Raw genomic sequence first — 18,935 nt, 5'->3', positions numbered from 1 at the left:
ACACCGGTTCTTCAAAGCCATTAAACTGTCGGACGCCCGGGACGCCGCGAATGCTTGCTGTTTCGCGTTTTCCCGCGCCGTGCATATGCGCGACGGCTGGTTTCGGCAGGCCGTCGCCAATCTGATTCGCGTGTTCTCCGTGCAACGCGTGCTCCGCCGTATCGCACGGTCGATGCCCGCGCGCGCGTGAGTGCGCCGCCCGCAACGCGGGTTCAAGATAATCGTCTAATCCATGTTACTCATCGCCTGGCTGTCGTTTCTGATCTGGATCGTGCTGCTCTTCGCGCGAGGCGGCTTCTGGCGCGCGCAACCGGCGCCCGCGCTTTCGGATGCGACTGTGCACGCCGTCGGCAAGGCGGAAATCGCACGGCGCGGCGGATGGCCCGCACTCGTCGCGGTCGTGCCCGCGCGCAACGAAGCGGACGTGATCGGCCGCGCGGTCGGGTCGCTGCTGAAGCAGGACTATGCGGGCGCGTTCCACGTCGTCGTCGTCGACGATCACAGCACCGACGGCACCGCCGCCGCCGCGCTCGCCGCCGCTCGCGATCTCGGGCTCGAAGACCGCCTGACGGTGCTGACCGGCAAGCCGCTGCCGCCAGGATGGTCGGGCAAAGTGTGGGCGCAGTCGCAGGGCATCAACGCCATCGACACGCTCGGCTTGCCCGCCGAATTCCTTCTGCTTACCGACGCCGACATTCACCATCCGGCCGATGCCGCGACGCAACTCGTCGCGCGTACGATTCTGGAAGACCGCGATCTCGTCTCGCTGATGGTGCGCCTGCGCTGCGATTCGCCCTGGGAGAAGGCGCTGATTCCGGCGTTCGTGTTCTTTTTCGCGAAGCTGTACCCGTTCGCGTGGGTCAACGACACGCGCAAGATGACGGCGGGCGCGGCGGGCGGCTGCATGCTCGTGCGCCGTTCGGCGCTGGTGGACGCGGGCGGTATCGAATCCATTCGTGGTGAGCTGATCGACGATTGCAGTCTCGCGCTGCGCATCAAGCATCGCGCGGGCAAAGCGGACGCGCGTGCCATTCGTCTCGATCTCGCCGAACGGAGCGAGTCGCTGCGCCCCTATGACGACTGGCGCGAAATCTGGAACATGATCGCGCGCACCGCGTTCACGCAGTTGCGCTATTCGCCGCTGCTGCTTGCCGGCACGGTGCTCGGCATGGCGCTGATCTACCTCGTTCCGCCGGTCTTCTCGCTCACATGGGGCGTGCGCGCGTGGCCCGCCTGCGCGGCCTGGGCGATGATGTGCATCGCCTATGGGCCGATGCTGCGCTATTACCGGCGGTCGTTGTTGTGGGCGCCGCTCCTGCCGCTCGTCGCGCTGTTTTACGTGTCCGCGACGATCGGTTCGGCCGTGCGCTACTGGCGCGGCAAGGGCGGGCAATGGAAGGCGCGCGTACAGGCGCCGACGCAGGAAGGTTCTTGATCGAGCGGCGGCGCAGAAATTAGCGCCGCGTCAGCATCGCGTACAGTTCGACGACCATGTCCGGCGAAAACGTGAACGGCACCCAGCCGTGACCCGTGTGCCGCATGAGCAGCAGGCGGTCGCCGTTCGCGTGCTTCTGCACCGCCATCACCGGGTTCTTCGTCGCCGCGAAGCGCCAGCCGGGCGCGACGCCCATCGGCTGTTCCACCGACATCGACGCCCGCACGTTCGACAACTCTTCGATCAGCTCCGACACACCTTCCGGGTTCAATAGCACCGACTTGCCTGCGATGGTCATCTGGATCGTGTCGCGGTCCGGACGCGAAACCATCAGCGTGGGCGGGGTGTCGTGCTCGGGTTCGACGGGCGCAGGTGCTGTGAGCGCCGTTTCATGGGAATCGTCTGCGCGGCTCGGCAGCGGCGCGGGCGGTTCGGCGATCGGTTCGCCGGCGACGCCGATGGGAGCGGGAACGGTGGCGGCCCGGAGGAGCGCATCGAGGCTCGACTCCAGCGCGCCGAGCTGGTCATGTAGATTCATGCGATGTTGGATGTCTTGCGAAGCTGGCAGCGAGTCCAGGATTTTACCTGCTCCCCTACCTGCGAGCCGGCACACGTTGTAACCAAATGCTTTGGAACGGCGCGGTCGAATGCCGCTTTGACGGAACGCTGCGAGAAGGCGTCCGGAAGAAATCGCGTTGGCGTCGGGCGCCAACGCGATGGTGAGCGCGGGCATGCCGCCCGCGCCCAGTTGCAGCTTTACTTCGATTGCGCCTGCGCGAGCGCGGCGTTGAGCGTCTGGCTCGGACGCATCACGGCGGCGAGCTTCGCGTCTTCCGGCTTGTAATAGCCGCCGATATCCGCTTCGCTGCCCTGCACGACCGTCAGTTCCTCGACGATCTTCTGCTCGCTCTCGGCCAGGCTCTTCGCGAGCGGCGCGAAGAACTCGGCCAGCTCGCGGTCTTCCGTCTGGTTCGCCAGTTCCTGCGCCCAGTACATGGCGAGGTAGAACTGGCTGCCGCGGTTGTCGAGCTGGCCGGTCTTCGGCGACGGGCCCTGGTTGTTGTCGAGCAGCTTGCCGGTGGCGGCGTCGAGCGCCTTCGCGACGAGCTTCGCCTTCGCGTTGTTGCTCTTGATGCCCAGTTCTTCCAGCGACACCGCCAGCGCGAGGAACTCGCCGAGCGAATCCCAGCGCAGGTGGTTTTCCTGCACCAGTTGCTGCACGTGCTTCGGCGCCGAGCCGCCCGCGCCCGTTTCATACAGGCCGCCGCCCGCCATCAGCGGAACGATGGACAGCATCTTCGCGCTCGTGCCGAGTTCCATGATCGGGAACAGGTCGGTCAGATAATCGCGCAGGATGTTGCCGGTGACGGAGATCGTGTCGAGGCCGCGGATCACGCGCTCGAGCGTGTAACGCATGGCGCGCACTTGCGACATGATCTGGATGTCGAGCCCTTCGGTGTCGTGATCCTTCAGGTACTTCTCGACCTTCTTGATCAGCTCGTTTTCGTGCGGACGATACGGGTCGAGCCAGAACACCGCCGGCATGCCCGAGTTGCGCACGCGCGTGACGGCGAGCTTCACCCAGTCGCGGATCGGCGCGTCCTTCACGAGGCACATGCGCCAGATGTCGCCTTGCTCCACTTCCTGCGTGAGCGATTCGATGACTTCGTTCGTCGCGTTATCGACGATGCGCGCCGTGCCGTCTTGCGGAATCTCGAAGGTCTTGTCGTGCGAGCCGTACTCTTCGGCCTTCTGCGCCATCAGGCCGACGTTCGGCACCGTGCCCATGGTGCGCGGATCGAATGCGCCGTTGGTCTTGCAGAAGTTGATGATCTCCTGATAGATGCGCGCGAACGTGCTTTCCGGAATCAGACACTTCGTGTCTTGCGGACGGCCATCGGCGCCCCACATCTTGCCGCCGGCGCGGATCATCGCGGGCATGGATGCGTCGACGATCACGTCGTTCGGTGCGTGAAGGTTCGAGATGCCCTTCGCGGAATCGACCATCGCCAACGCCGGACGATGTTCGTGGCACGCGTGCATGTCACGGATGACTTCGTCGCGCTGCGATTCCGGCAGCGCCTCGATCTTCGAGTACAGATCGACGAGACCGTTGTTCACATTCACGCCGAGTTCTTCGAAGAGCTTCGCGTGCTTCGCGAATGCGTCTTTGTAGAACACCTTCACGGCGTGGCCGAAGACGATCGGGTGCGAGACCTTCATCATGGTCGCCTTCACGTGCAGCGAGAGCATGACGCCGGTCTTGCGCGCGTCTTCCATCTGGTCTTCGTAGAACGCGATGAGCGCCTTCTTGCTCATGAACATGCTGTCGACGATCTCGCCTTCCTGCAGCTTGACCTTCGGCTTCAGCACGATGGTTTCGCCGCGCTTCGTGACGAGTTCCATGCGCACTTCGCGCGCCTTGTCGTTCGTGATGGACTTTTCGCCGTGATAGAAGTCGCCGTGCTTCATGTGCGCGACGTGCGTGCGCGACGCCATGCTCCATTCGCCCATGCTGTGCGGATGCTTTTTCGCGTAGTTCTTGACGGCGAGCGGCGCGCGGCGGTCCGAATTGCCTTCGCGCAGAACCGGGTTCACCGCGCTGCCGAGACACTTCGAATAACGCTGGGCGATGGCCTTTTCTTCGTCGTTCTTCGGCTCTTCCGGATAGTTGGGCACCTTGTAGCCCTTGCCCTGCAATTCCTTGATCGCGGCGACGAGCTGCGGCACCGACGCGCTGATGTTCGGCAGCTTGATGATGTTGGTGTCGGGAAGCTGCGTGAGGCGGCCGAGTTCGGCGAGGTTGTCCGGAACGCGCTGCTCTTCGGTCAGAAATTCGGGAAATTCGCCGAGAATGCGCCCGGCGAGCGAAATGTCGCTGGTTTCCACGTTCACGCCGGCGGGCGCCGTGAACGTGCGGATGATCGGCAGAAAGGCGCTGGTCGCGAGCAGCGGAGCTTCGTCGGTCAGGGTGTAGATGATGGTGGGTTGCTGATTACTCATCGCTTGTCTCGACATCCAGAAACGGGTTGAAAAAGGACCGCCGGCTGCTGTGAACCTGCGCGGGCGCTTTCGCGCCTGCGGTCGCACGCAACATGGTTGCTCGCGCCTTCCGGCATCAGTCCGCTATTTTGCCTGAATTTGAAGGCGTCGCGTGGGAAAGAAGGCTCGCCAAAGCATCGAAATTGGCCGGTTTTCCTGTTATATCAACGATTTAGATTTTTTGGGTCTTATAGAAGAGTTGCGTCGAAGCGAGTTCGGCGGACGCCCTGCGCGTCTTACGCGTCGAGATAGCCGTTTGCCCGGAACCAGTCGAGCGCGTCGCGCAGGCCTTCGCGATACGGCCTCGCCTGATAGCCCAGTTCCCGCTCCGCCTTCGCCGACGTGAAGTACATCTTGTTTTTCGACATCCGCAGGCCGTCGACGGTCACGAACGGCTCCTTGCCGCTCACCTTCGCGAACATTTCCGCGCCGATGGCAAGCGGATACAGCGGCCCGCGCGGCAGCTTGATGGTCGGCGGTTTGCGGCCGACGAGTCCCGCGATATCCGCGAGCATCTGCTGCAACGGCAGGTTTTCGCCGCCGAGAATGTAGCGCTCGCCGATCTTGCCGCGCTCCAGCGCGAGAAAGTGGCCGTGCGCGACGTCATCGACATGCACGAGATTGAGGCCCGTATCGACGAACGCGGGAATCTTGCCCGTCGCCGCCTCGACGATGATGCGCCCCGTCGGCGTCGGACGCACGTCGCGCGGGCCGATGGGCGTCGACGGATTGACGATGACCGCGGGCAGCGCCTCGCTCGCAATCATGCGCTCCACCGCGCGCTCCGCCAGCACCTTGCTGCGCTTGTATGCGCCGATCGTGCTCGCCGCATCCGACGGCTTCGTTTCGTCGACGATGGCGCCTGAACTCGTGACCTTCAGCGTTGCGACGCTGCTCGTGTACACGATGCGCTCCACGCCTTCCGCGAGCGCCGCGCGCATCGTGGCCTCAGTGCCTTGCAGATTCGCGCGCTCGATTTCGCTCGGGTCCGGCGCCCAGATGCGGTAGTCCGCCGCGACGTGAAACAGATAGCGCACGCCCTTGAGCGCCGCGCGCATCGACGCTTCGTCGCGCATGTCGCCGACGACGATTTCCGCGTCGAGCGATTCCACGTTCTTGCGCGGGCTCGTTGCGCGCACGAGCAGCCGCGTGTCGAAACCTCGTTCGATGGCGAGCCGCGCGAGCGCCGAGCCGACGAAACCCGAGGCGCCGGTGATGAGCACGCGAGAGCCGGATATATCAGTCATTCTTACCTCGTGAGATTCGCGCAACGCGCGATCGTTCGTAACAAGTGCCGCGGTGAAATAGCGGGCCGAATCGCCGCAGGAGCCGATGTGACAAGGCGTTGCGGCTCGTGCTAAGGTCCGTGCCTGCTGCGGGGCGCGCGGCCTTCGCGAACACGGACACACTACTGGTCAACGATGCCTCAGGACACTCGCCACCACACCTTGTGGATTTACTTCGCCATCGCGATTTCGCTTGCGGTGGTGTTTGCCATCGATCTGCTGATGCCCATGCGCGTCGCGATCTGGGTGTTCTACGTGCTGCCCGTGGTGCTGTGCATGTGGATAGACCGCCCTGCCGTGCCGGTCGTCACCGCTGGCGCTGCGTCGGTGCTGATGATCGTCGGCTACGCATTCTCCACTGCCGACGCTGTTGCCAGCCACGAAGTGCTGCAACTGAACCGCGCGATGGGCATTTTCGTGCTGCTCGTGCTTTCGGTCGTGGCGCATCTGTATATCAAATCGCGGCTTGCGGTACAACGCACCGCGTGGCTGCAGGAAGGCGTCGCGCAGATGAGTCTGCAATTGCGCGGCGAGCAGTCTCCGGCTTCCATCGGCGTCAGCATTTTGCGTTCGCTGATTCCGTATGTGAACGCGAAGGTCGGCGTAGTCTACGCCCTCGAAGGCGAGACCCTCGAACGCATCGCGGCCTGGGCGCTGCCCGACGAGAACGGCGCGCCGCGCCGCATTGCGCGCGGCGAGGGACTGGTCGGACAAGCTATCGTCGACAAGCGCCTGCTTCAGCTTCGCGATGCCTCCTCGCATTATCTGAAAGCGGGGTCGGCGCTCGGCGCGGCGGCGGCATCGCGCGTGATCGTCGCACCGCTTTATGCCGATGGCGATGTGGCGGGCGCAATCGAAGTCGGATTCGTCGGTGACGAGGGCCGCTTCGACGACGCTCGCGTGTTGCTTGAACTGGCCGCCGAAGCGATGGGCATGGCGATGCGCTCGGCACGGTATCGGATGCGGCTTGTCGAATTGCTCGAAGAAACGCAGCGCCAGAGCGAAGAGTTGCAGGTGCAGCAGGAAGAGCTGCGCGTGTCGAACGAAGAACTGGAGGAACGCGGCCGGGCGCTCCAGGACTCGCAGGCGCGTCTTGAACAGCAGCAGGCCGAGCTTGAACAGACGAACGTGCAGCTCGAAGAACATTCGCAGCATCTGGAGCGGCAGAAGGCCGAACTGCTTCAGGCGCAGCAGGAACTCACGGCGAATGCGCTGGAAATGGAGCGCGCGAGCCAGTACAAGTCCGAGTTCCTCGCGAACATGTCGCACGAGTTGCGCACGCCGTTGAATAGCTCGCTCATCCTCGCGAAGCTCTTGCAGGACAACAAGCAGGGCAATCTGACGGACGAGCAGGTGCGCTACGCCGCGACCATTCACTCGTCCAACAGCGACCTGCTTTCGCTCATCAACGACATTCTGGATTTGTCGAAGGTCGAAGCCGGCCAGATGGACGTGCAGTTCGCGCCGACCGCAGTCGAGTCGCTCATGCAGGCGCTCAGGCAGTCGTTCACGCCGGTCGCGGAGAGCAAGGGACTGTCGTTCGTCACCGAAGTCGGCGAGAACGTGCCGCAGTACTTCGTCACCGACAGTCAGCGGCTTTTGCAAGTGCTGCGCAATCTGCTGTCCAACGCCTTCAAGTTCACCGAGCGCGGCAGCGTGACCGTCGCCGTTCTGCGCGCGGGCGACGACGCGGTGCGCTTCGAAGTGCGCGATACGGGCATCGGCATTCCGCGCGACAAGCAGGATCTCATCTTCCAGGCGTTTCAGCAGGCGGACGGCACGACGAGCCGCAAATATGGCGGCAGCGGGCTCGGCCTTTCCATCTCGCGCGAATTCTCGCGGCTGCTGGGCGGTTCGGTCGGCGTATCGAGCGAAGTCGGGCGCGGCAGCATCTTCTCGGTGACGCTGCCGCTCGACAATCACGAAGGCACGGTGACCGCGAAGCTCGACACCATTGGTCACATGAAGGAGCCGGAACCGGCTGCGGTCGAGCCGCCGCGCGCCGTGGCTCCTGCGCCCGCTCCCGTTTCCCCGCAACCGGTGCCATCGATGCCATCGATGCCCGAGCCGCAAGGCATCGCCGATGACCGCGCGAAACGCCAGCGGCCGGATCGCGTGATTCTCGTGATCGAAGACGATCAGCGTTTCGCGCATATTCTCTACGACCTCGCGCACGAACTCGACTTCGATTGCGTGCACGCGACCACGGCGACGCAGGGCGTCGAGCTTGCGCGTTCCATGCAGCCGAACGGCATTCTGCTCGATATCGGCTTGCCGGATCAGTCCGGTCTCACGGTGCTCGAGTGGCTCAAGCACGATCCGCTCACGCGCCACATTCCCATTCATATCGTGTCCGCGACGGATCACGCCGATCTCGCGCTGCATCTCGGCGCAATCGGCTATACGCTCAAGCCGAGCGCCCGCGATGAACTCGCGCAGGCCATCCGCAAGCTGGAAGCGCGTTCGTCGCAGGGCGCGCGGCGCGTGCTCGTGGTCGAGGACGACCCCGCGCTGCGGCAAAGCATTCACGCGTTGCTGGCAAGCGAGACGGTCGGCATCGTCGAAGCGGGATCGATTTCCGAAGCACTGGAAGAGATGAAGCGCGCGCCGTTCGATTGCGTCGTGATGGATCTGGCGCTGCCCGACGGCTCGGGCTACGAGTTGCTGGAGAAGGTGTCGACGAGCAGCGGGAGCGCATCGCCGCCGGTGATCGTCTATACGGGCCGGCAGATTTCGCAGGAAGAGGAGCAGCGCCTGCGCCGTTACTCGAAATCGATCATCATCAAAGGGGCGAAGTCGCCGGAGCGGCTGCTCGACGAAGTGACGCTGTTTTTGCACAGCGTCGAAAGCGCGCTGCCGCCGGAGCAGCAGCGAATGCTGCGTGCGGCGCGCCAGCGTGACGACGTGTTCGAAGGCCGCACCATCCTTCTCGCGGAAGACGACGTGCGCAATATCTTCGCGCTCTCGCGCGTGATCGAGCCGCTCGGCGCGACGCTGGAAATTGCCCGCAACGGGCGCGAGGCGCTGGAGGCGCTGGCGCGCCGCGACGACATCGATCTCGTTTTGATGGACGTCATGATGCCCGAGATGGACGGCCTCACCGCCATGACCGAGATTCGCAAGCGCCCCGAGCACGCGCGACTGCCGATCATCGCGCTGACGGCGAAGGCCATGCAGAGCGACCGCGAAAAATGTCTCGAGGCGGGTGCGGACGACTACATATCGAAGCCCATCGACGTGGATAAGCTCGTGTCTTTATGCCGCGTCTGGCTGCGGCAGCGATGAACCGACAATCGACCCGATGAACGACAGCAAGCACGAGGAAGACGCGACGTTCGACATCGAACTGAAGCTGATTCTCGAAGCCATCTACCTCAAGTATCAGCACGACTTCCGGCATTACTCGGTGAGTTCGCTGCGGCGCAGGCTTTCGCAGGCCGTGCATGACCTGGAGTGCAAGACGCTTTCACAGTTGCAGGAGCGCATTCTTCGCGAACCGGCGCTCTTCGCGCGGCTCTTCCAGTACCTCACGGTGCAGGTGAGCGAGATGTTCCGCGACCCGAGCTATTTCCGCGCGATCCGCGAGCAGGTCGTGCCGATTCTGCAGACGTATCCGTCGATCAAGGTATGGGTCGCCGGTTGCAGCAGCGGCGAAGAGCTGTGGTCGCTCGCGGTGTTGTTCGCGGAGGAGAACATCGCGGAGCGCACCGTGTTTTACGCCACCGACATCAACGCCGAAGCATTGCGGCAGGCAGAGACCGGCATCTATCCGCTGGAGCGCATGGCGGGTTTCAGCCAGAACTATCTCGCGGCGGGCGGCAAACGTTCGCTGTCGGACTACTACCATGCAGCCTACGGCGCGGCCAAGTTCTCGCAGACGCTCAAGTCGCGCGTCGTGTTCGCGGATCACAGCCTCGCCACCGACAGCGTGTTTCTGGAGGCGCATCTGGTTTCGTGCCGCAACGTACTGATCTATTTCGATCGCGCGTTGCAGGATCGCGCGCTGGGTCTCTTCAGCGATTCGCTCGTGCGGCGCGGCTTTCTGGGACTCGGCAGCAAGGAAAGCCTGCGCTTTTCCAAACACACGGACCGGTTCGCGGATTTCAACGCCCGCGAGCGGCTTTATCAGAAGGTATAGCGATGAGCCCTGCAGCCATCCCCGATGCCTTCCACGCAGTGGTGATCGGCGCGTCCGCGGGCGGTGTCGAGGCGCTCAATCTGCTGCTGCCCGAATTGCCGCGCGACTTCGCGCCGCCGGTGCTGATCGTGGTGCATGTGCGGCAGGGTCAGCCGAGCCTCTTGCCCGCGCTCTTTGCTGAACGCTGCCGTTTGCGCGTGGTGGAACCGTTCGACAAGGACGCCATCGCGCCCGGCACCGTGTATTTCGCGCCGCCGGGTTATCACATGATGGTCGAGGCCGAAGGCGGCGAGCCGCCTTCCATTGCGCTGTCGGTGGACCCGCCAGTGCGCTTCTCGCGGCCATCGGTGGACGTGCTGTTCGAATCGGCGGCCCATGCGTATGGCAAGCGTCTGCTCGGCATCGTGCTTTCGGGCGCGAACGACGACGGCGCGCGCGGCGCTCGTGCGATCTGCGACGCGGGCGGCACATGCTGGGCGCAGGACCCGCAGACGGCGTCCTCGCCTGCGATGCCTTTGGGGGCGATCGCGCAAGGCGCGGTGCAGGACATTCTCACGCTTGACGACATGGTCGCGCGCCTCGCTGGGCGCACGCGCCGATGAGACGTCGGACACGCAACACAAGGCAAGGAGTCACCAGATGACGCAACCCATTCACGTGCTAATCGTCGACGACATCCGCAACAACATCACCGCGCTGGAAGCGTCGCTTGCGCGGCCGGATCTGTCGGTGCTGAAGGCGGAATCGGGTCCGGCGGCGCTGGAGCTTCTGCTCAAGCACGAAGTCGCACTCGCCATCCTCGACGTCAACATGCCCGGCATGGATGGCTTCGAGCTTGCCGAACTCATGCGCGGCAGCCCGCGCACCGCGCACGTGCCGATCATCTTCCTGACCGCGACGGCGCAAGACACGAACCGCACGTTTCGCGGCTACGAGGCGGGCGCGGTGGACTTCCTCTACAAGCCGTTCGATTCGCGCATTCTCAATTCGAAGGTCGATGTCTTCATTCAAATGGAGCGCCAAAAGCAGCAACTCGCGACGCAACTCGCGACCGTGCAGCAACTGCTCGACGCGAATGAAATGCTGATGGCCGTGCTCGGTCATGATCTGCGCACGCCGCTGTCGGCGGTGATCGCGTCGGCGGAATATCTGGCGCGCTTCGTGAAGGACGAGAACGTCGCGAATATCGGCACGCGCATCAAGTCGAGCGGTATGCGCATGGTCCGCATGGTCGATCAGCTGCTGAACCTCGCGCGGCTGCGCGGCGGGCGCGTGACCTTGCAGCCGCGCGCCGTCGAACTGAACACGCTTGCGAAGAATATCGTCGAGGAATACGAGGCGCGCGTGGGCAAGGGACGCATTTTTGTGCTGCGTCAGGGCGACACGCTCCTGCAAGCCGATGGCGATCTGCTCTCGCAAGTGTTCTCGAATCTGATCGGCAACGCGCTGCAACACGGGCTCGAAGGCGCGTCGATACAAGTGCGGCTCGAAGGCGGCGCGCAGGATGTCAGCATCATCGTGCAGAACGCGGGCGAGATTCCGCCCGACGTGCTGCCGAACATCTTCGCGCCGTATCGCTCAGGGCGGCGCCAGCACGAATCGGGCGGGCTCGGCCTTGGGCTTTACATCACGCGCGAGATCGCGCAGATGCACGGCGGCGACGTGAAAGTGCGTTCGTCCGCCGAAACGGGCACCATTTTCGAGGTGACACTGCCGCGCGTGGCGCGCCCGCAAACGGCGGATCGTGCAGATATCGCACAGCCGTTTCGCCTCGGTTGAGCCGGACCAAACGCGGATCCGTGCGCGTGACTACAATGCGGCGTATGAATCAGTCACGAGGACATGCATGATGTCAGGCCCGGATCTCGATACGAGAATCGAAACGTATTACGTACGCGTGAAAGGCGTGGTGCAGGGCGTTGGATTTCGCCATCACACCGTGCGGCGTGCGCATGCGCTCGGCGTGCGCGGGTATGTCGCGAATCTCAATGACGGCTCCGTCGAAGCCGTCATTCAGGGCGCAGCGAACCAGGTCGATCTGATGCTCGAATGGCTGCGGCGCGGGCCGCCCCATGCCCGCGTCACCGATTTCTTCAGCGAAGAGCGTTACGTCGAGAAGCGGTATGAACGCTTCGAGCAGCACTGAGTATCGGGCGTTAGCGCGTTAGCGCGCCACCAGCAGGCTCTCCGCGAACTGCCATTCGTCGTCGAGCCATTGATGCGTGCATTCGAAGCCCGCATCAATGGCAATCGGCGCGACTTCCTCGGCCGCATATTTGTGGCTGCTTTCCGTCCAGATGGTCTCGTCTTCACGGAATTCCACGCACAAATCCGCGTCGCGCACGCGCACCGTGAGCGGGCGTTTCGCGCGCAGATGCATTTCGATACTGCGCGCATCCGGGTTGAAACGCGCGACGTGTTCGAATGCATCGAGTGGAAAGTCGCCGTGCAGTTCGCGATTGATGCGTGCGAGCAGGTTCAGGTTGAACGCCGCCGTCACGCCAATGGGATCGTCATAAGCCGCGATCAGCACTGGCAGCGGCTTGATCAGGTCGGTGCCGAGCAAGAGGGCGTCGCCGGGTTCGAGCATGCTGCGAATCGACTGAAGAAACTTCGTGGCCGCAAGGCGCGCGAAGTTACCGATGGTGCTGCCGAGGAAGAGCACGAGCAGCCGCTCGCCGTCGTTGCGCCTGGCGCTCACTTCCGACAGTCCGGCCAGATAGTCGCGCTCATAGCCGACGATCGAAATACGCTCGATGTCGCCCAATTCACGGCGGCAAAGTTGCAACGCCGTGCGCGAGATTTCGATGGGGTAGTACGCAGTCGGCTGCTTTTTACACAACGCCTCCAGAATGCGGCGCGTCTTGCGTCCGCTGCCGCTACCGAGTTCCGCGACTTTCACGTTGCCCGGCAGCGCGGCCACGATGTCCGTGGCGTGCGCTTTCAGCACGCGTTCTTCGGCGCGGGTCACGCCGTATTCCGGCAGAGCGGTGATGACTTCGAAGAGGGCGGAGCCGACTTCGTCATACAGATACATGGAAGGCAGTTCTTTTTGCGGCCGCCTGGACAAGCCAGCATGGACGGCTTCGGCAAAGGCGCTAGAAAAACGGGGCGACGGGGCAGGCTGAGTCATGACGTCTCCATCGATGCTGCGTTTTCTTCGCGTGCTCGCGAGGTGCGAAGCACGGCGCTTGGATGCGGCTGATGCAATGACGTGAGCGGCGGATGAGTTGCTGCTATGCGCTGCTCGACTTCTGTCGACTTCCGGGTTGCCTGACGGCGTGAACGGTATAAGACAGGGCGATAACGTGAAGAGTTCGGGCGAATCCGCGATGCAGCAAGAAGCGCGCGTCGGCCGCGCGAACGGACGTTTAGAATGCGCAGTTCTCCGCTTTGTCGGCCACGCAGTTACTTGGCGCCTCGCGCTTCCTTCGATGAATCAGCCTGCCCTTGGACGCGGCATTGCGCTTTCCGTCGCCGCTTCCGCTCTGTTTGCGCTCTTGTCGGGCTATACGAAATGGCTTGCGCCGCTCGACGGACTCGACATTTTTGCATGGCGCATCGTATGGACATTGCCGGGCGCGCTCGGGCTCGTGGCGCTGCGGAGACGCTGGCCGCAATTATGCGCGCTCGTTGCGATGCTCGCCAAAAACGTGCGCCTGCTTGCCGCTTTTGTCGCGAGCGCCGCGCTGCTGGGCGTGCAGCTCTGGATATTTCTATGGGCGCCGTTGCATGGGCGCGCGCTCGAAGTGTCGCTCGGCTATTTTCTATTGCCGCTCGCGATGGTGCTGCTCGGGCGTTTCTACTATCGCGAATCGCTCGACACGCTGCAATGGGCGGGCGTGGCTGCTGCTGCCGTGGGCGTGGCGCACGAGTTCATCGCGACGCATGCGTTCGCATGGCCTACGCTTGTGGTAATGCTCGGCTATCCGCCGTATTTCATGTTGCGGCGGCGGCTCAACGCCGATCCGCTCGTAGCGTTTGCGATCGAAATGATGTTGCTTGCGCCGGTGGCGCTGGTCACACTCGTCATGCGCGGCTCTTTTGCCGTCGTGACGCATTCGCCGCTCTTGGCGATGCTTCTGCTGCCCGGCCTGGGCGCATTGAGTACGGTTGCGCTCGCCTCTTATCTTCGGGCAAGCCGGTATTTGCCGCTCGTGTTGTTCGGGATTCTCGGATATGTCGAACCGGTATTGCTTGTCGGTGTTGCGGTGCTGCTGCTCGGCGAACCGTTCTCAGCGAATCAGTGGGGTACGTATGCGCCGATCTGGATTGCGGTGGTGCTGACCGCTCTGCATAGCGCAAAGCTCTTGCTGCGTGAGCGCGCATCGGAGACCGCGTTGCCGGTCAGCGAGCATCATGCGAGTGTCGAACATGAAGTCAGTGCAGAGTCTATTAAGCGCGTCGATTGAGTCATCCCACGGCACGACCTGCCCGATGAAGCAATCCCGCGCACGCGAATAAAAAGGCGAGCCCGAAGGCTCGCCAGATGTCACAACGCACGGGGCCATTCTGCGCACGCGCCCCATTGCGCAATGCGACGACGCCGGCCTCCCTTACTTCTTCGCCGCGTCGACCTTCGCATCGGCAGCCGTCTTGTTCGCGTCGCTTTGTGCCTCGACTTTTTCCTTGTCGGCTTTGGCCTGCGCCACCTTGGCATCTTGCGCTGCGTCCTGCTTCTTCTTGTCGGCCTTGGACTGTGCAGCGTGCTTCTTCTTGTCGGCTTTCGCCTGTGCCTTGGCGGCATCACCGCGGGCGTCGGAGGCTTGCTCCGGCGTGGTCGCCTGCGCTACCTTCGCGGCTTCCTTGTTGGCATCGTCTTGCGCGGATGCCTTGTCCTTATTGGCGGATGCCTGCGCTTTCGCCGCATCCTGTTGAGCATCGGTCTTCTTGCGGTTGGCAGTGGCTTGAGCCTCTGCCTTTTCGTGATTGGCTTTGACTTGCGCTTTGGCTGCGTCGGAAGCGGCCGTTTGCGCGAAGACAGTGCTTACCAGCAGCGTGGATGCGAGAGCAGCGACGATTTTCTTCATGATGTTCGACTCCTGTGATCCTGCGTTTCTTTGAACACGCCACGGTTGGCATGTGACGATAAAAACGCAGCATCGCTTCGCACCGTTGACCGCTGTCTGGTGACAAAGCGTAACCAGTGGCGAGCAAATGAAACAGCGTCCTCGGCGCCCTGTCCTTATGCACACTGCGGGGTGAGTTCAAGAGCGGCTTTGTTACTGCGACGCAAATCTCATTGCACCCGTTACAACGTTTGCTTCGGTATCCGAACGAAGCCAGAAATGTAAGCGGTGAAATCCACCGTTACCATCTGCTGCAGATATTTCCAACGCAGCTGCTTAAGATGGCTTCATACACCCGGCAATCGGGAACGGAGAAGAAGTCATGAAACGCGCAGCCCTCGTCTTGTTGATGATTGGTAGTCTTTCGGTAGCGGGCCAGGCATCCGCGCACGGTCACGGCGGCGGTTATGGGCACGGTGGGCATGGGGGCGGCGATGGCGGCGCGATCGTCGGCGCATTAATCGGCGGCGCGGTGCTGGGCGCACTGGTCACGTCAGTCGCGAACGCACAGCCGACCTATTCACAGCCGGTCTATACACAGCCCGCATATTCTCAGCCGGTCTACGCGCAGCCTGCGCCGCCTGCGGGCTACTGCTTCGACGGTTATCGGCGCGCCTATGTGCCGTGCGCCCCTGCGGGCTACGGCTATTGATCGAACGCAGTCGAGCGGATGCGGCACGCTGCTTGCGCTTCACAGATACGGCGGATGCAGTGAGTTTGATGCATCGGTCGGCACGCTAACTCTTGGAGACTTGCGATGAAAGCGATCACGACGAAGCTGGTAGTTTCGGCGCTGGTATTGGGCTTGTCAGGCGGCGTTTATGCGCAGGCAGGCGGCGGTGGTGGCGGTGCAGGCGGCGGCGGTAGCGCAGGCGGTGGCGGCGCGGGCGCGGCGGGCGGCATGGGCGCGGGCGGCAACGGTTCCGCGGGTGCAGGCTCGAGCGCGTCGGGCAAGGGCGGCGGCGTCGGCATGGGCGGCACCGGCATGGGCGGTTCGAGCGATGGCACGAGCGGTACCGGCGTGAACAGCGGCATGGGCAACAATGGCGCAAACAACGGCATGGGCCAAGGTACCATGCAACGCAGCGGCCCCGGCAGCACCGGCAGCACGAGCCCCGGCGGCATGTCGCACGGAAACAACTCGCAGTAAGCGGCTATGGCCGCATGTCAGCGCGCAAGCGGGTTTTATCGCCGCGTGGTTCGCGGCATCCGCCACGCGGCGGCGCGTATCAAAAGAAGAACCGTCTTATTGAGCGGGTGCGGATGCTGAATAAACCGCTGCCACCGGCTCGAACGTCTTGGCTCTCAGACTCACCTTTTCTGCATAAGCACGCGATCCGCCGTAGCTTTTTAGCGCGGCATCGACGTCGCCTTGTGCGGACTTCATATAGCCGTGCAGGATGGACGAACCGATTTCGATGTTGGTTTCCGGCTCCGTCAAGTCCGCATTGCGCACGAGCTTCTTGTGGGCCGAAGGCACCACTTGCATGAGCCCGGTCGCGTTATTCGCGCCGACGGCCGTCTCCTTGAAACGCGATTCGATCGAAATAATGGCGAGCAGCAGCGCCGGCGGAAGCGAGTATTTCGACGCCGACGCCATGACCGCGTCCGCTATCGTTTGCGCTTTTTCGCGCGCGACGCCGAACTTGCGCGTAATGACTTCGGAGATTTTGTGACGTGCTGCGTCGAGGCGCGAGTCCTGATGCACGACTTCCTGTGGGCTCGTGTCGCTGGCGGCGAGCGCGTTTTCCTGCGCGACGGCGGCGTGCGTGCAGGTCAAGGCAAGGGCGAGGAGTAAGAATGTGCGGCGCATCGGACTGACAAGGTAAGCGGTGCCGCATTATATCGCGATAAAATCTCCTTCCGGATCAGGTACTTGTCTTAAATACGAAGAATAATTTCGACGTTCGGAACGATTTACTTGGCGGATGACGCCGAGATGCCTTCGCCCGCGTCGTCGGAAAGGCGCGCGAACATCGGCAGTGAGGCGAGCACGAGCAACGCCGTCGCGATGAATCCGCACGCGAGTTGCCAGCGCTCCGTCTGCACGTTGCCGGATACGAGCATCGTCGCCTGTATGGTTCCGGCCGCGACCGTCACGCCGAGCGCCTTCATCAACTGCTGCGCGGTGCCCTGAAACGAAGTGGCGGCGGCGAGGCGCGCCTTGGGGACATCGGCGAATGCCAGCGCGCCCATCGTCGCGAAACTGAGCGATCGGCCAAGGCCGCCGACGAGCAGCAGCATGAAAATGGCGCTCGCGGGCCACGCTTGCGACATCGTCGAGCAGACCGCGAGCACGGCGGCAAACGAGATGCTTCCCGCGCACAACACAGTTCGCACGGAAAAGTGCCGCAGCGCCAGCGCGGTCATCGGCCGCATGCAGAATGAGCCGAGCGCACTCGCGAACGTGACGAGGCCGCTGGCCGAGGCGCTATAGCCGAAGCCCGTCTGCAACGTGAGCGGCACGAGAAATGGCAGCGCGCCCGCGCCCGCGCGAAAGAGACTTCCTGCGACTGTCGCTGCGTGAAACGTCGGAATGGAGAGCAGCGAGAAGTCGATGGCCGGATTCGGCGTCTTGCGGCAATGTGCGACGGTGGCCCGGAAAAGCAGCGCGCCGACGATCACGCACACCCACGGCACGCCCGCAGGCAGCACATCGCGCCCGGCGCTTTCGATGCCGGTCATGAAAAGACTCAGCGATGCGCCCGAGAGCAACATGCCGCGCAAATCCGGCGGCGTGCGCGCTTCGGGCGGCGAGGGCGGCAATAGCTTCCACGTCAGCAGCAAACCCACGAGACCGACCGGCACGTTCACCCAGAAGATGCTGCGCCACGAGAGTGCGTCAGTAAGAAAACCGCCGAGCGGCGGCCCGAGCAGCGGGCCGACGAGCGCGGGCATGGTCAACCACGTCGTTGCTTGCAGCAGTTCTTCCCGCTTGACGCCGCGAAAGAGGATGAGGCGGCCGACCGGCACCATCATCGCGCCGCCGAGCCCTTGAACGACGCGCGCAACGAGAAGTTGCGGCAGGTTCATCGCGGCGGCGCAGGCAACGGAGGCAAGCGTGAACGTGGCGATGGCCCACATGAAGACGCGTCGCGCGCCGAAGCGGTCTGCGACCCAGCCGCTCGCGGGAATGAAGACTGTCAGCGCGACGAGATACGCGGTAATGGCGCTGCTCAGGTGCACGGCATCGACGTGGAGATCGCGGGCCATCGTCGGAATGGCGGTCGCGACGATGGTGCCGTCCATGTTCTGCATAAAAAGGGCGCTGGCGACGACGGCGGCGGTGATGCGGAAGTTGCCGCCTTTCATGATGCCCGGCTCAGAGAGGTGTCGGGATGCTGCGGCCGCTTGCTTGTGGTGGTTTGAGCGTGCATGCACGCCAGTCTACGCCAACGGTCGCTGCACCGTCGCCGCGCTTACGCGATGCTCGCCGCGATGTCCAGATAGTGCGTGAGCGGCGGCGTGAGGCGTTTTGCGTCCTTGGCGTCGTCGTCCCAGCGTCGCAAGGCCATGGCGTCCTGTGCGTAGGGTCTGGCGAGAAATGCGCGCGCTTCGTCCGTGTCGAACACGCCGCCTTGCAATTGCAGGCTTCGCACCGAATCCGCCGAAAGCCGCGCGTGATACGCGGGATCGGTCGCGCAGAGGCAGCGCTTGGCGTCGACATGCAGGCGAATGGGTTCAAGCACCGCTTCTGGAAACACGGGCCGCAAAAAGGGAAGCGCGTAGTACTGGTGGAGATCGTCGATGCCGCGTTCTGTCGGCGTATCGCCTTGCAGATTCAGCAGATGGCCGAGGTCGTGCAGCAGTGCCGCGACGATCAATTCGGGGCTCGCGCCTGCATTCTCCGCGAGCGACGCAGTTTGCAGCGCGTGCTGCAACTGCGTGACCGGCTCGCTGCTATAGGCCATCGAGCCGTGAGCATCGAAGAGCTCGCGGATATCGTCGAGAGAAAGGGCCATCGT

General features: G+C 63.4%; 17 protein-coding genes. 9 read left to right on the top strand and 8 right to left on the bottom strand.

Annotation, left to right across the window (positions count from 1 at the left end; genetic code table 11):
- Positions 1-232 precede the first annotated feature (232 nt).
- Complete coding sequence (locus P9239_RS03685; protein WP_309749135.1) at positions 233-1,435, top strand: glycosyltransferase; 1,203 nt, start codon at positions 233-235, stop codon at positions 1,433-1,435.
- Between the two features lie 19 nt (positions 1,436-1,454).
- Here P9239_RS03685 and P9239_RS03680 read toward each other — a convergent pair whose 3' ends face one another.
- From P9239_RS03680 to hpnA, 3 genes are all read right to left on the bottom strand, one after another.
- Entirely contained in the window at positions 1,455-1,973 is a 519-nt protein-coding gene (locus P9239_RS03680) for a hypothetical protein (RefSeq protein WP_309749134.1), read from the bottom strand.
- Positions 1,974-2,191: 218 nt separating this feature from the next.
- Positions 2,192-4,438, bottom strand: a complete 2,247-nt coding sequence (locus P9239_RS03675) for an NADP-dependent isocitrate dehydrogenase (RefSeq protein WP_309749133.1) — start codon at positions 4,436-4,438, stop codon at positions 2,192-2,194.
- A gap of 275 nt (positions 4,439-4,713) precedes the next feature.
- Entirely contained in the window at positions 4,714-5,724 is a 1,011-nt protein-coding gene (hpnA, locus tag P9239_RS03670) for a hopanoid-associated sugar epimerase (protein WP_309749132.1), read from the bottom strand.
- 174 nt (positions 5,725-5,898) lie between these two features.
- On the opposite strand from hpnA, the gene P9239_RS03665 reads away from it, so the two are divergent.
- The 5 genes from P9239_RS03665 to P9239_RS03645 all read left to right on the top strand — a co-directional run bounded on the left by P9239_RS03665 (position 5,899) and on the right by P9239_RS03645 (position 12,047).
- Positions 5,899-9,048, top strand: a complete 3,150-nt coding sequence (locus P9239_RS03665) for a response regulator (RefSeq protein WP_309749131.1) — start codon at positions 5,899-5,901, stop codon at positions 9,046-9,048.
- A 16-nt stretch (positions 9,049-9,064) separates the two neighbouring features.
- Entirely contained in the window at positions 9,065-9,901 is an 837-nt protein-coding gene (locus tag P9239_RS03660; RefSeq protein ID WP_309749130.1) for a CheR family methyltransferase, read from the top strand.
- A gap of 2 nt (positions 9,902-9,903) precedes the next feature.
- The gene (locus tag P9239_RS03655; RefSeq protein ID WP_309749129.1) at positions 9,904-10,503 is read left to right on the top strand and encodes a chemotaxis protein CheB; all 600 of its coding nucleotides are present in this window, start codon (positions 9,904-9,906) and stop codon (positions 10,501-10,503) included.
- Positions 10,504-10,540: 37 nt separating this feature from the next.
- The gene (locus P9239_RS03650) at positions 10,541-11,680 is read left to right on the top strand and encodes a hybrid sensor histidine kinase/response regulator (RefSeq protein WP_309749128.1); all 1,140 of its coding nucleotides are present in this window, start codon (positions 10,541-10,543) and stop codon (positions 11,678-11,680) included.
- Between the two features lie 70 nt (positions 11,681-11,750).
- Positions 11,751-12,047, top strand: a complete 297-nt coding sequence (locus tag P9239_RS03645) for an acylphosphatase (RefSeq protein WP_175942315.1) — start codon at positions 11,751-11,753, stop codon at positions 12,045-12,047.
- Positions 12,048-12,065: 18 nt separating this feature from the next.
- Here the strand turns inward: P9239_RS03645 and egtD are convergent, their stop codons facing one another.
- Entirely contained in the window at positions 12,066-13,034 is a 969-nt protein-coding gene (egtD, locus tag P9239_RS03640) for an L-histidine N(alpha)-methyltransferase (protein ID WP_309749127.1), read from the bottom strand.
- Positions 13,035-13,335: 301 nt separating this feature from the next.
- On the opposite strand from egtD, the gene rarD reads away from it, so the two are divergent.
- Positions 13,336-14,313, top strand: coding sequence for an EamA family transporter RarD (gene rarD, locus P9239_RS03635; RefSeq protein ID WP_309749126.1), 978 nt, complete (start codon positions 13,336-13,338; stop codon positions 14,311-14,313).
- A 144-nt stretch (positions 14,314-14,457) separates the two neighbouring features.
- On the opposite strand, the gene P9239_RS03630 is transcribed toward rarD, so the two are convergent.
- The gene (locus P9239_RS03630; protein ID WP_309749125.1) at positions 14,458-14,931 is read right to left on the bottom strand and encodes a hypothetical protein; all 474 of its coding nucleotides are present in this window, start codon (positions 14,929-14,931) and stop codon (positions 14,458-14,460) included.
- A 361-nt stretch (positions 14,932-15,292) separates the two neighbouring features.
- Here P9239_RS03630 and P9239_RS03625 point away from each other — a divergent pair, with 361 nt between their 5' ends.
- Both P9239_RS03625 and P9239_RS03620 read left to right on the top strand, forming a co-directional pair.
- A complete protein-coding gene (locus P9239_RS03625; RefSeq protein WP_309749124.1) occupies positions 15,293-15,622 on the top strand; it encodes a hypothetical protein in 330 nt (109 codons plus the stop codon).
- Between the two features lie 105 nt (positions 15,623-15,727).
- On the top strand, positions 15,728-16,120 hold the full coding sequence (locus tag P9239_RS03620; RefSeq protein WP_309749123.1) for a hypothetical protein: 393 nt from the start codon (positions 15,728-15,730) through the stop codon (positions 16,118-16,120).
- 96 nt (positions 16,121-16,216) lie between these two features.
- Here P9239_RS03620 and P9239_RS03615 read toward each other — a convergent pair whose 3' ends face one another.
- The 3 genes from P9239_RS03615 to P9239_RS03605 all read right to left on the bottom strand — a co-directional run bounded on the left by P9239_RS03615 (position 16,217) and on the right by P9239_RS03605 (position 18,932).
- Positions 16,217-16,750, bottom strand: a complete 534-nt coding sequence (locus P9239_RS03615) for a transglycosylase SLT domain-containing protein (RefSeq protein ID WP_404980144.1) — start codon at positions 16,748-16,750, stop codon at positions 16,217-16,219.
- 137 nt (positions 16,751-16,887) lie between these two features.
- The gene (locus tag P9239_RS03610) at positions 16,888-18,282 is read right to left on the bottom strand and encodes a DHA2 family efflux MFS transporter permease subunit (protein ID WP_309749121.1); all 1,395 of its coding nucleotides are present in this window, start codon (positions 18,280-18,282) and stop codon (positions 16,888-16,890) included.
- 107 nt (positions 18,283-18,389) lie between these two features.
- Entirely contained in the window at positions 18,390-18,932 is a 543-nt protein-coding gene (locus tag P9239_RS03605; protein WP_309749120.1) for a phosphonate degradation HD-domain oxygenase, read from the bottom strand.
- Between the last annotated feature and the right edge of the window lie 3 nt (positions 18,933-18,935).

The organism is Caballeronia sp. LZ062, from assembly GCF_031450785.1.
Lineage (GTDB): Bacteria > Pseudomonadota > Gammaproteobacteria > Burkholderiales > Burkholderiaceae > Caballeronia.
Note: the sequence above shows the minus strand (reverse complement) of the source record. Positions and strands in the feature narration are given on the sequence as shown.

Bases quoted from the DNA above. Each gene is read 5' to 3' on its own strand.
- P9239_RS03685 (WP_309749135.1), top strand. From the start codon at position 233: ATGTTACTCATCGCCTGGCTGTCGTTTCTGATCTGGATCGTGCTGCTC.
- P9239_RS03680 (WP_309749134.1), bottom strand. From the start codon at position 1,973: ATGAATCTACATGACCAGCTCGGCGCGCTGGAGTCGAGCCTCGATGCG.
- P9239_RS03675 (WP_309749133.1), bottom strand. From the start codon at position 4,438: ATGAGTAATCAGCAACCCACCATCATCTACACCCTGACCGACGAAGCT.
- hpnA (WP_309749132.1), bottom strand. From the start codon at position 5,724: ATGACTGATATATCCGGCTCTCGCGTGCTCATCACCGGCGCCTCGGGT.
- P9239_RS03665 (WP_309749131.1), top strand. From the start codon at position 5,899: ATGCCTCAGGACACTCGCCACCACACCTTGTGGATTTACTTCGCCATC.
- P9239_RS03660 (WP_309749130.1), top strand. From the start codon at position 9,065: ATGAACGACAGCAAGCACGAGGAAGACGCGACGTTCGACATCGAACTG.
- P9239_RS03655 (WP_309749129.1), top strand. From the start codon at position 9,904: ATGAGCCCTGCAGCCATCCCCGATGCCTTCCACGCAGTGGTGATCGGC.
- P9239_RS03650 (WP_309749128.1), top strand. From the start codon at position 10,541: ATGACGCAACCCATTCACGTGCTAATCGTCGACGACATCCGCAACAAC.
- P9239_RS03645 (WP_175942315.1), top strand. From the start codon at position 11,751: ATGTCAGGCCCGGATCTCGATACGAGAATCGAAACGTATTACGTACGC.
- egtD (WP_309749127.1), bottom strand. From the start codon at position 13,034: ATGACTCAGCCTGCCCCGTCGCCCCGTTTTTCTAGCGCCTTTGCCGAA.
- rarD (WP_309749126.1), top strand. From the start codon at position 13,336: ATGAATCAGCCTGCCCTTGGACGCGGCATTGCGCTTTCCGTCGCCGCT.
- P9239_RS03630 (WP_309749125.1), bottom strand. From the start codon at position 14,931: ATGAAGAAAATCGTCGCTGCTCTCGCATCCACGCTGCTGGTAAGCACT.
- P9239_RS03625 (WP_309749124.1), top strand. From the start codon at position 15,293: ATGAAACGCGCAGCCCTCGTCTTGTTGATGATTGGTAGTCTTTCGGTA.
- P9239_RS03620 (WP_309749123.1), top strand. From the start codon at position 15,728: ATGAAAGCGATCACGACGAAGCTGGTAGTTTCGGCGCTGGTATTGGGC.
- P9239_RS03610 (WP_309749121.1), bottom strand. From the start codon at position 18,282: ATGAAAGGCGGCAACTTCCGCATCACCGCCGCCGTCGTCGCCAGCGCC.
- P9239_RS03605 (WP_309749120.1), bottom strand. From the start codon at position 18,932: ATGGCCCTTTCTCTCGACGATATCCGCGAGCTCTTCGATGCTCACGGC.